At 69.1% G+C, this 11,507-nt stretch carries 9 protein-coding genes; 4 read left to right on the forward strand and 5 right to left on the reverse strand.

The window, feature by feature from the left end:
• Positions 1 to 57: 57 nt before the first annotated feature.
• Entirely contained in the window at positions 58 to 822 is a 765-nt protein-coding gene (locus ABZU75_RS41955) for an SDR family NAD(P)-dependent oxidoreductase (protein WP_355567537.1), read from the reverse strand.
• Positions 823 to 864: 42 nt separating this feature from the next.
• Positions 865 to 2,859 (reverse strand): FAD-dependent oxidoreductase, encoded by a 1,995-nt coding sequence (locus tag ABZU75_RS41960; protein ID WP_355567540.1) that lies wholly within the window; start codon positions 2,857 to 2,859, stop codon positions 865 to 867.
• A 412-nt stretch (positions 2,860 to 3,271) separates the two neighbouring features.
• On the opposite strand from ABZU75_RS41960, the gene ABZU75_RS41965 reads away from it, so the two are divergent.
• Positions 3,272 to 3,523, forward strand: a complete 252-nt coding sequence (locus ABZU75_RS41965) for a hypothetical protein (RefSeq protein ID WP_355567543.1) — start codon at positions 3,272 to 3,274, stop codon at positions 3,521 to 3,523.
• A gap of 160 nt (positions 3,524 to 3,683) precedes the next feature.
• Here ABZU75_RS41965 and ABZU75_RS41970 read toward each other — a convergent pair whose 3' ends face one another.
• From ABZU75_RS41970 to ABZU75_RS41980, 3 genes are all read right to left on the reverse strand, one after another.
• Entirely contained in the window at positions 3,684 to 4,469 is a 786-nt protein-coding gene (locus tag ABZU75_RS41970; RefSeq protein WP_355567546.1) for an enoyl-CoA hydratase/isomerase family protein, read from the reverse strand.
• 274 nt (positions 4,470 to 4,743) lie between these two features.
• Positions 4,744 to 5,481 carry an FCD domain-containing protein gene (locus ABZU75_RS41975; protein WP_355567548.1) on the reverse strand — a complete coding sequence of 246 codons (738 nt, stop codon included), beginning with the start codon at positions 5,479 to 5,481 and terminating at the stop codon, positions 4,744 to 4,746.
• 121 nt (positions 5,482 to 5,602) lie between these two features.
• A complete protein-coding gene (locus ABZU75_RS41980; RefSeq protein WP_355567551.1) occupies positions 5,603 to 6,253 on the reverse strand; it encodes a methyltransferase domain-containing protein in 651 nt (216 codons plus the stop codon).
• A gap of 194 nt (positions 6,254 to 6,447) precedes the next feature.
• On the opposite strand from ABZU75_RS41980, the gene ABZU75_RS41985 reads away from it, so the two are divergent.
• The 3 genes from ABZU75_RS41985 (at position 6,448) to ABZU75_RS41995 (ending at position 11,466) form a co-directional block, all read left to right on the forward strand.
• Positions 6,448 to 6,840, forward strand: a complete 393-nt coding sequence (locus ABZU75_RS41985; RefSeq protein ID WP_355567554.1) for a hypothetical protein — start codon at positions 6,448 to 6,450, stop codon at positions 6,838 to 6,840.
• A gap of 258 nt (positions 6,841 to 7,098) precedes the next feature.
• Positions 7,099 to 9,624, forward strand: a complete 2,526-nt coding sequence (locus ABZU75_RS41990) for a carboxylate--amine ligase/circularly permuted type 2 ATP-grasp protein (RefSeq protein ID WP_355567557.1) — start codon at positions 7,099 to 7,101, stop codon at positions 9,622 to 9,624.
• A 54-nt stretch (positions 9,625 to 9,678) separates the two neighbouring features.
• Complete coding sequence (locus tag ABZU75_RS41995) at positions 9,679 to 11,466, forward strand: N-acetylglutaminylglutamine amidotransferase (RefSeq protein ID WP_355567560.1); 1,788 nt, start codon at positions 9,679 to 9,681, stop codon at positions 11,464 to 11,466.
• Positions 11,467 to 11,507: the final 41 nt, after the last annotated feature.

Below are 11,507 nucleotides of genomic sequence, written 5' to 3' on the forward strand. Positions count from 1 at the left end.
TCGTGTGCTCTTCCGATCTCCAGGGGGAGGGCGCCTTCGCGATGAGCACGCGGTCGGCTACTTCGCCGTGATGCCACCGTCGACGGGGATCGTCACGCCCGTGACATAGCTCGACAGGTCGCTGGCGAGGAAGAGCGCGACCTTGGCGATCTCATCCGGCTGGCTGGCCCGGCCCATCGGAATCGTCGCGAAGAAGGCGGCCTTACGGGCCTCGATCTCGGCGGGGTCGTCGGTCCGGAAGAAGCCCGGCAGGCCCGGCGTCTCGACCGAGCCGGGTGCGATGGCGTTGACGCGGATGTTGTCGGCGGCCCAGGCGAGCGCCATGGAACGCACCAGCGCGATGATGCCACCCTTGGTGAAGGAGTACATCGGGCTGAAGGGCGAACCGATCAGGCCGGAGGTCGAGGAGGTGAAGATGACCGACGCGCCGTTGGCCGCCTTGAGCGCCTCGGTGAGGTAGCCGCTGAGGAAGAAGCCCGCCCTGGCGTTGATCTCCAGCCCCGTGTTCCATTCCTCCTCGGTGAGGTCGAGGCCGGCGGCGCCGGGTATGCCGACATTGTTGTAGAGCACATGCAGGGCGCCGTGGTCCCGCTGAACCTGATCCGCGAGGGCCTTGAGCGCGGTGAGGTCACGGACATCAACGATCGCGGCGGTGCCGGTGCCGCCCGCGGCCTCGATGGCGGCGACGGTCTCCTTGGCGTTGGCCTCGTTGACGTCGACGACGATGACGTGCGCACCCTCCTGGGCGAATCGCTCCGCGGCGGCCCGGCCCATGCCGGAGGCTCCCGCGGTGATGAGTGCGACCTTGTCCTTCAGCAGCATGTCATTTTCTCCTTTGATATTTATCTGAACGTTGTGCTCGGGTCAGCCGCGGCTGCGGACGAGCAATTCGGCGAGGGCATGGGCCTGCTTCGTCGCGAACACGAGCCGGCGAGGGGCGTAGGCGTCGCCGAGGATGTAGACCTCGGGCAGCCTGCCTTTGAGGTCGTCGTACAGGGCGGTATCGGACACACCACCGCACGCAAGGACGATCGAGTCGAACTCCCCGACCGTCTCGGTACGCGAAGAGTAGACGTTCCGGGTCTCGACCGTGGAGTCGTGGATCGTGACGACCTCCTCCATGAAGCGCATCCGGACCCCCTGCGCGTCGAGGCGACCGAGGATGCCTCCGATGATGTATCGCCCGAGTAGCGGAGCGGGGCCCTGGGTGGCGTAGGTGAGTGTCACCTCGTGCCCGCGGCAGGAGAGGTGGTCGGCGACCGAGAGCGGTGGGACGTGATCATCCTGGGCGATGACGAGGACGCGCTTTCCCGGTCTCACCCGACCGGCCAGGACGTCGCGGATGTCGAGCACGTTGCCGCCCTCGGCTCCGGGGATCGCCGGTGTGCGGGGCGTCGCCCCGGTGGCCACGGCGACGACGTCGGGGGCGGTGGCGACGACGTCGCCGACCGTGGCCCGACGGCCGAGCTCGACGGTGACGCCGAGGCCGGCCAGACGGCGCCGCTGCCACTCGAGGTACTTGCCGTACATCTCGTGCCGCGGTGCCATCGCGGCATATCGCAGCTGGCCGCCGAGTTCGTCGCCCGCCTCCCACAGGGTGACGTCATGACCGCCCTCGCGGGCCAGAGCCGCGAGTTCCATGCCGGCAGGTCCACCGCCGACGACGAGCAGGGTACGGGGACGGGGTGTCTTCGGCCAGGGGTCCTCGACCTCGTGGCTCGTCCGGGGGTTCACGGCGCATCCGAAGCCGAGCCCCTCGACGTAGCGACGGCTGATGCACTCGTTGCCACCGACACACGGGCGGATGTCCAGGAGGCGGCCCTCGCGTGCCTTCAGGAGCAGCTCCCCGTCGGCGATGTGGGCCCGCGCCATGCCGACGACGTCCGCGTGTCCTGCCGCGAGCACCTGCTCGGCCACCTCCGGGCTGTTGATCCTGCCCGTGTGGATGACGGGGAGCGAGATGCTCCGCTTGAGCTCTCCGGCCAGCTCGGACCACTGCGCGGGATCGAAGTACGTCGGCTGGATATAGCTCGGGTTGCCCCAGGGCGACCCGATGACCCCGTGGACGTAGTCGATGAGGCCGGTCGACTCGAAGTACTGGGCCAGCTCGACTCCGCCGCCGACGTCGTAACCGCCGGGCGCCTCCTCCCGGATGTTGAGCCGGATCCCGAGAGTCATGGAGGTGCCGATGACCGCGCGGATCGCCTGCATGGTCTCGACGGCGAACCGAGCACGGTTCTCCAGCGATCCGCCGTACTTGTCCTCGCGCCGGTTCGTGAGCGGGGAGAGGAACCACTCGTGGAGGTCGTCATGGTTGAGGTGGAGCTCGACGCCGTCGGCGCGCCCGTCCATGGAGAGCTTGGCGGAGTAGGCGTACTCCTCGACGAAGGCGTCGATGTCGTCCTGGTCCATGACGTGCGGCATGAGGTTGATGACCGGTGAGCTCATCACGTGTGAGGCGCCGTGTGGCATGCCGCCCTGGTGCACCATCTGGACCGTGACCGTCGCGCCGTTCGAGTGCATCGTGTCGCAGAACTGCTGGACCCGATCGACGAAGAACGGGAGGCGGAAGAATCCCGTCGTCGCCGCCCCGACCCCCGTCGGTTCGAATCCCGGGATCAGGGTGTTCCTCACATGGGTCGACAGGCTGCCGACCCAGGCGACGCCTTCGTTGCGGACGCGCTGCTCGAAGTAGGCGATGTTGCGGGCCGCGTCGTCATCGGTGCCGTAGATGTTCCCGATCGCCGAGGCGTGAGGCGGGAGCATCACGCGGTTGCGCAGCCGCATCGTCCCCACCTGCAGGGGGGAGAAGAGGTGCGGAAAGGCGGGCGGCGAGTGCAGCTCTGCTGCTGTGGTCATCGAGAGTCCTCCGGCGGCGGAAACAACTTCATGTCAGGCTCTCTTTAAGGATAACAATGTTCATGATAAGTAGGAATGGAGAGCGGTGCCCGCCTTGTGACCGAGAGGCGTGGACGGGATGTGCCGCCGGACGGGGCAGGGCGGATCCTGGTCGCCGGGTGAGCCCGTACGTCGGCCGGGGATTCGCCGGCGCGTCCGGGGCGTGCAGGCTGTCGGTCCTCCGCCCGGTTGTCGATGGCCGCAGACTGCCAACCGTCTGTTTGAAAAGGCGTGCCGCTTCTATTGCCTCGCCGTAGCGGCGTGTGGCCTGATGCATATTATTCGCCGGAATGTAAGGCGATTCAGTGGCACCTCAGTCGGCTTCGTCGGGATCCGCTTCGGCCATCGGGCGCGGGGTGAGGGATTCCTCGACGTGTACCGGGACCATATCCGCCGGCCCATCCTGGTCGGTAGGCACTTCATCTCCAACGTGCGTGCCGAACCTGGATCAAACGGCATGATCCAGACCGGCGCCTACTTCCAGGCGGTGTTTCACGAACGCGGCAGGACGCGACTCCAGACGGGGTGCTACCGGGACGTGTGCGTCGAGACTCCCTCGGGCCTGCGCATCGCGCACAAGCGGATCGAGGTCGACTCCACTGTCCTGCTGCCACAGAGGGAGTAGCGCCGTGCCGCCGGCTTCCGGTCGGCGCTGAGAAGTGTCCGTGGCGTTCAGCCGCACCGGGTTCGGGCGCTCGGCGGCGTTGCGGCGCGCATGGCCGCCGGCGCCCAGTCCTCGCGATCGGGAAACGTGGCGCTGCGGCACCGGAAGATCACCCGTGAGCCTATCCGCCGATGGTGGAGGCGTTCCGGTCGCTTCGGAAGTCGGGCTTGCGCTTTTCGAGGAACGCCTGGGCACCCTCGAGCATGTCCTCACTGCCGATCGCCTGGATCAGCATCCCGAGTCCGGAGTTCATGTTGTCCTTGGAGTGGTTCCACCACTGGTTCGAGCTGATCTTGGTGATCTCGAGATAGCGCGGGCTCAGCCGGTGGATCTCGGCAAGCCATCGCTCGACGGCGTCATCGAGCCCGTCGTCACCGACGACCTCGTTGACCAGGCCGATGGCCAGCGCCTGCTCGGCCGTGTAACGCCGGCAGAGCATCGCCATCTCCTTCGCCCGCTTCTCCCCGATCTGCACGGCGAGCAGGTTGGTGGCACCCAGCACCGGAGCCGAGCCGACCCTTGGGCCGGTCTGCCCGAAAGTGGAGCGAGAGGTGGCGATCGCGAAGTCACAGGCAACGACGAGTTCGTTGCCGCCACCGGCGGCCGCTCCGTCGACGGCGGCGATCACCGGCCGGGGACAGGCGCGGATCGCGTCGACGAGCCGTAGTGAGGTGGTGAACAGCGCGCGCAGCTGCTGGGGGTCCGGCTCACCGAGCTGGTTCAGTGCGCCACCGGCGCAGAATGAGCCCCCGCTTCCGGTGATCACCACGGCGTCGGCCTCACCGGCGTCCTCGACCGCTGCGATCATGGCCCTCGCCATGTCGAGGTCATAGGCGTTGCGACGCTCAGGCCGGTTGATCCGGATCCAGACCGCCGAACCGCGCTGTTCCACTTCGATGGCAGACATCGCGCTCCCTTCGTGTCACGCCCGTGCCGGGCAGGTGGTCAAGGCTGACAGAAAATCAATCTATGATTATCAATCTAACCTAATATCGGCCTTGTGCTCAAGGATCCTGCGGCGGCGCCGCATGAACTCAACGCCGATCCGGTGGTTCCGGCACGGTGAGCTCCGACGCCACGAGAGCGGGAGGTGTTTCGGTGCGAGGGGGGAGCAAGGAGGCGCACGGCGGTCCTGCGTCCGGGTGTGGAGAGTCAAGGACGCCGGAGCCGCGAGAACATCGTTACATGTTGTTCCACACGATCGGTGCGGCGAGCACCTCGGGGAACTTGCGCTCGGCGTACTTGACGTATGCGTCGATGTGCTCGGCCATCGCCTCGGAGGAGGCGGCCGGGTCGTGCGAGGCGATGGCCTCGTAGATCTTCAGGTGTGCCTTGTGCACCGCGGACCGGCGTACTTCCGGGTAATCGATGCCGATCGCCGAGCCGTCGAGGATCCCGAGCAGCGCGTCGACGATGTAGCCGAACATGGCGTTGCCCGAGCCGTGGGCGATGATGTCGTGGAAGCGCTTGTTCTCGTCCAGGAAGACGGCCTCGTCGTCCAGGTGCTCGTGCATGTTGTCGACGCTGGACTTCAGATCCGCAAGTCGCTCGTCGCTCATCCGCTCCGCGGCGAGCCGCGCCATCATCGGCTCGAGGCCGGTGCGCGCCTCGGCGATCGTGCGAAATGGTGCGTTCGAGAACTGCAGCAGCAGCGTGAGCGCCGTGGCCAGGCTGGTGGCGTCGGGCTGCTGGACGATGGGGCCACCGCCCGGCCCTGGTTTGAGCAAGATGACGCCCTGAAGTTCGAGGAAGCGCAGGGACTCGCGGAGTGTGCCACGGCCCACGTCGTACTCGTCGAGCATGATGCGCTCGGGAGGTAGGCGGTCGCCCACGGTGTTACCGCGCCGGTTGATGTCGGCGACGATCCGCTGGGCGATCAGCATCGCGGTCTTCTGCGGGCGTAGCGGGGCGGATGACATGGTGAGATCCTCCAAGCCGGCAGCCGTGATGTGATCATCGACGGCGAAAAGTGGAAAATGATAATCACGATTATACGCAGCTTGGCGGTAGGTGGTCAGGATCCGCCCGCCGGGCGGGCGGTCAGCCCTCGCCCGGCTCGCCGGAGACGTCTTCCGCCGGCCGCTCACCCGCCCGGACCCCGGTGTACACCAGGGCGGGCGGCACGTTGCGCCAGATCGGGCCCAGGCTTTCGACGGTGGTGAACGTGTCCTCCATGAGGCCGCGGAAGTGCCGGAAGCGCTGTAGCGGCAGCACGGTCAGCGTCGTGACGGTGCTGAAGGTGCCGCCGGGGATGAGCGAGGCCGAGATCTCCTCCAGGATGCGCCTCTGCCGCGCCTCCTCGAACAGCGTCCAGGGAAGGGAGGAGACGATCGCGTCGGCGTGGGACAGGCCGGCCTGTCTCAGCAGCTTGCCCAGGTCCCCCGCGTCAGCGGCGATCACCTCAAGCCAGGGCCTGCTGCGTCGCAGATGGCTCACCATGCCCTCGTTGACCTCCACGGCGAGCTGTCGCCCCCCGGACGGCAGGCGGTCGCGGATCGCGTCGCTGATCACCCCGCCGCCGGCGCCGAGTTCGACGACCACGGCTCCGGGAGTGACTGGGACCACCGACGCGGCCAGGCGGGCGACGGCCTTCGAGCTGGGTGCGATCGCACCCAGCTGCTGGGGGTTACGCATGATCGCGCCGAGGAAGGTGAGCGTGTCCCCGCCGGCGGGACGAGTTTGAGAGAGCACCGACAGCTCATTCCCCCAGCTGAGGGGGTTATGCCAGTTTGGCGGGCTTTGATGATCGAGCTTCCGCCGCCGTACCGGGGATGGGATGGCCCGGAAGCCGTCCGCGAGGCTTTCGCGGCCGACCCGCCTCTGCCCGGTGGCGGCGGAGCGAGGTACCGTCGTCTTATCGGATCCCGGTCAGGAGGGGAGCCGCCATGCCAGACGATTCCGATCACGTGCTCGATTCCATCGACGGGGCCGTCGACGAATGGCTCGCCATGAGTGACGACTCGATGCGCTGGACGCCGCCGGAGAAGGCTCACTCCAAGTCCCAGCTGGGCCTGCCGGTGCCGCCGCTGCCGCAGGTGCTGGAAGATCTTCTCCAGGAGGTCGGCAGCCGCCTTGGCCCGCCCGCCCAGGCGGTGGTCGACGCGTTCCGTCCGCTGGGGGAGGGGGTGGTCGAGGCCGTCTCCACATTCCTCGACAGGCCGCCGGTGAGGCACCTCCTCGATCCGTCCGGCACGCCGGACGATCCGGAGACGCTCGGAGACCGAGCCTTTCCCGACACCTTCGGCCCGTCGCCCGAGGAGCCACCCGAGATTCGGTGAGGTTTTCCGGCCGTTCCCCTGGCCTTCGTCGAGGGAACCTCGCCGGATGTCCCCGTGCTCCCCGCCGGTGACCGGGTGATGCCCGGCCCCGCGGGACGGGGTGGGACCTCCTGGTCGTGGGAGAGAGGGCCTCGTCCGGTCACAGAGAGTGAGTTCACGGTTCCGTTTCCCTCAGGAGCGGCCCATGAAGTGCGGAACTGCTTTTTTCGGGCAAAGGACAAAAATCCCGGTGAGTCGGCGTACTTCAGGAGTGATGAAATGGCGGGTCTGGCGGGGCCGATCGCGGTCGGTGTCGAAGAGGAGTTCCACGTCGTCGACGTCGACACCCGGCACCTCGTCCCACGGGCAGGTGTTCTGCTGGAGCAGTTACCGGCGGAGCGGTTCACCCACGAGCTGCAGCGTTCGGTGGTGGAGGCCAACAGCAGGCCCTTCATGCATCTGGAGGACCTCGGGCACGACCTGACCGCGCTGCGCCGCACGGTGATCCAGGCGGCGGACGGTCTCGGGCTCGGGATCGTGGCGGCGGGGAGCGTTCCGCTGGTGGACCTGGCGGCGCTGAAGATCTCCCCGGACCCCCGCTACGAGCAGATGCTCGCCGACTATCAGCTGCTCACCCGTGAGCAGCTGATCTGTGGCACGCAGTTCCACGCCGACGTCGAGGATCGCGACCTGGCGGTGGCCGTCGCCCACCGCCTGGCCCCCTGGCTGCCCCCGCTGCTCGCCCTGAGCTCCAGCTCGCCGTACTGGCTGGGAGCCGATACCGGATACGCCAGTTACCGCCCGCTGCTCTGGCAGCGCTGGCCCACCGCGGGGCCCGTGGCCAGGTTCGAGTCGGCCGCCGAGTACGACCAGGTGGTGCGGGAGCTCGTGAGCTCCGGTGTGATCACCGACCCCGGCATGATCTATTTCGACATCCGGCCCTCGGCCCACCTGCCCACCATCGAGCTGAGGGTGTGCGACGCCTGCCCCAGGGTGGGCGACATCGTGCTGATCGCCGGCCTGTTCCGGGCGCTGGTGGCCAGGGAGCTGGACGCGGTGCAGCACGGCCCCGAACGCTCGGTCCGGCTGGAGATGGTCCGCGCCGCGACGTGGCGGGCGGCGCGCTCAGGGCTGGAGGGCGAGCTCGTCGACCCGGTCGAGGGCACCCCGGGCCCGGCCGCCGAGGTGATCTGGAGGATGGTGGACGGCCTGCGGCCACAGCTGGAGGAGTCCGGCGACATCGAGCTCGTCACGTCCCTGGTCCGGGAGTCGCTGGCGCGGGGAAGCTCCTCGGCCCGCCAGCGCGAGGCGTTCGCCCGCGACGGCCGGCTGGCCGACGTGGTCGACCTCGTCATCGCCGAGACGCGGTCCGAGGAGTGGGAGACCGCCTTCGGCGGGCCGACGCCGAGGATGCACACCAGCCTCCTCGACGGCTACGACGCCCCCGGCGACGAGGCGATCATCGAGGGCACGGTACGCGAGTCCTACCAGCCGGTGCTGCGGGTCCTGGACCGCCTGGGCGCCCGCGGCCTACGTGGCAGGGCGAGGCTCCGCGACGGCTACCAGCGTCGCAACGGCATGACCTTCCACGTGGAGGGCGGGAGCGAGGGCCGGATCTTCCCGTTCGACCTGGTCCCGAGGCTGGTCCCGCCCGGCGAGTGGGCCGAGATCCAGCGGGCACTGCCGCAGCGGGTGCGGGCGCTGGAGGCGTTCCTGCGCGACGTGTACGGCGAGCGCGAGATCATCGGGGACGGCGTGCTCCCCGCCTGGGTGGTCGACGAGTCCCCCGGCTACCGCGAGCACGGGCGGAGGGTGCCGCCCGGTACCGTGCGCTGCGCCGTGGCCGGGCTGGACCTGGTCCGCGACCACGTCGGCCGCTGGGCGGTGCTCGAGGACAACCTGCGGGTGCCCTCCGGCCTCGGATACGCGGTGACCAACAGGCACCTGATGGCCGAGTTGCTGCCGGAACTCGTCCCCGGCGAGGGGATCGCCGATCCGCGGCAGAGCCTGCGGACGCTGCGGGAGGCACTGCTCGCGGCGGGCACGGTCGACTCGCCGGCCATCGCCGTGGTCTCGGCGGGACCGGACGACTCCGCCTACTACGAGCACCAGATGCTCGCCGAGGAGATGGGGGCGATCCTGGTGGTCCCGGCCGACCTGGAGATCAGGAACGGTCATCTGGAGGCCGCGGGGCGCAGGATCGACGTGCTCTACCGCCGGGTCAACGAGAACGAGCTGCTCGAAGGCCCCCTGGGGCCGGAGATCATGGACGCCGTCGAACGCTCCGCGCTCGTCCTGGCCAACGCGCCGGGCAACGGCGTCGCCGACGACAAGTGCCTGTACCGGTACGTGCCCCGCCTCATCGAGTACTACCTGGGTGAGGAGCCGCTCATCGACAACATCACCACCTACCTGTGCCGCGACGCCGTGGACCGCGAGCAGGTGCTCGACCGGCTGGCCGAGCTGGTCGTCAAGCCGGTGGACGGGTTCGGCGGCCAGGGCGTGGTCGTCGGTCCCGAGGCGTCCGCCGAGGAGCTCGGCAGGGTCAGGGAGAAGATCCTCGCCGCGCCCCAGGGATGGGTCGCCCAGGAGACGGTCCAGCTGTCGACGCATCCGACCTTCGACGGGGAGCGGCTGAGCCCGCGCGTGGTCGACCTGCGGGCCTTTGTCTGCCTCGGGGAGACGGCGACGGTGCCGCCGGCGGCGCTGACCCGCGTCGCACCGGTCGGCAGCCTGATCGTCAACTCCTCCCAGGGCGGCGGTTCCAAGGACACCTGGCTGCCGGGAGGGGCCGCCGATGTGTGATCTCAGGGCTGAATCCGCCCGGCTTCGGGGTGGGCAGGTCACCGGGGGGTGCCGATGTGCGGTCTGAGCGGTGAGATCCGGTTCGACGGCCGTCCCGCGGACGTCGCCGCGGTGGCCCGGATGAGCGAGGTGATGAGCGACCGGGGTCCCGACGGGTCGGGCCTGTGGTCGCTGGGACCCATCGCGCTCGGCCACCGGCGCCTGAAGATCATCGACCTGTCGGATCGGGGTGCCCAGCCGATGACGGACAGCGCCCTCGGCCTGACCGCGGTCTTCAACGGGTGCCTGTACAACTACCGTGAGCTGCGCGAGGAGCTGGAAGGCCAGGGGTACCGCTTCTTCTCCACCTCCGACACCGAGGTGCTGGTGAAGGCCTTCCACCGCTGGGGGATCGACTGCGTCGACCACTTCAAGGGCATGTTCGCCTTCGCGGTCGCCGAGCGGGACACCGGCCGGCTGACCCTCGGCCGCGACCGCCTCGGTATAAAACCCCTGTACCTCTCCCAGGACGCCGATCGCCTCCGTTTCGCCTCCTCGCTGCCCGCGCTGCTCGCCGGAACAGGAGTGGACACCGGCATCGACCGGGTGGCGCTGCACCACTACATGACCTTCCACTCGGTGGTGCCGGTCGAGCGCACCATCCTGACCGGTGTGCGGAAACTCCCTCCGGCCACCGTGCGCACCGTCGAGCCCGACGGCACCGTCACCGACCGCCGCTACTGGCAGCCGCCCTACACCCGCTCGGCCCTGCCCGGCTGCGCGAGGCTGTCCTCCTCCGAGTGGCGCGAGGCGGTGCTCGACCAGCTGCGCGTGGCGGTGCGCAGGCGCATGGTCGCGGACGTGCCGGTGGGTGTGCTGCTCTCCGGGGGCCTGGACTCCAGCCTGATCGTCGCGCTGCTGGCCGGGGAGGGACAGACGGGCCTGTCGACCTTCAGCATCGGGTTCTCCGCGGCGGGCGGGGAGCGGGGCGACGAGTTCGCCTACTCCGACCTGGTCGCCGGTGAGTTCGGCACCGACCACCACCGCATCCCCATCGACGACACCCGCCTGCTGCCCGCCCTGGAGCACGCGGTGCGGGCGATGAGCGAGCCGATGGTCAGCCACGACTGCGTCGCCTTTCACCTGCTGTCGCAGGAGGTCTCCAGGCACGTCAAGGTGGTCCAGTCCGGCCAGGGCGCCGATGAGGTGTTCGCCGGCTACAGCTGGTACCCGCCGCTGGCCGGCGTGTCGCGCGAGGACGCGGCCGTCACGTACGCCGAGGAGTTCTTCGACCGCTCGCATGGGACGCTGGCCGGAATCCTGTCGCCCGAGTACATGCTGGAGCGGGACGTCAGCGGCGAGTTCGTCCGGCACCACCTCGCGGCGCCCGGCGCCGACACCGCGCTCGACGCGGTGCTGCGCCTGGACACGGAGGTCATGCTCGTCGACGACCCGGTCAAGCGGGTGGACAACATGACCATGGCCTTCGGGCTGGAGGCCAGGACCCCGTTCCTCGACCACGAGCTGGTCGAGCTGGCGGCGGCCTGCCCTCCCGAGCTCAAGCTCGCCTCCGGCGGCAAGGGCGTCCTGAAGGACGCCGCACGCAGGCTGCTGCCCGCCGAGATCATCGACCGGCCCAAGGGCTACTTCCCGGTCCCCGCCATCAGGCACATCCACGGCCCGTTCCTGGAACTCGTCAGGGACGCGCTGACCGGGCAGGCCGCGCGGTCACGCGGCCTGTTCGACCAGCCGTACGTCGACAAGCTGCTCGCGGCACCGGACGAGCATCGCACCACCCTGGGAGCGAACGCACTGTGGCAGCTCGGACTCCTGGAGCTGTGGTTGCAGGCACAGGGCGTCTGATGGCCGACATACCCGGAGCCGGTGCCCGCCCCCCGGCGGGC

Origin of the sequence: Streptosporangium sp. NPDC005286, from assembly GCF_040607515.1 — a bacterium.
Classification (GTDB): Bacteria; Actinomycetota; Actinomycetes; order Streptosporangiales; family Streptosporangiaceae; genus Streptosporangium.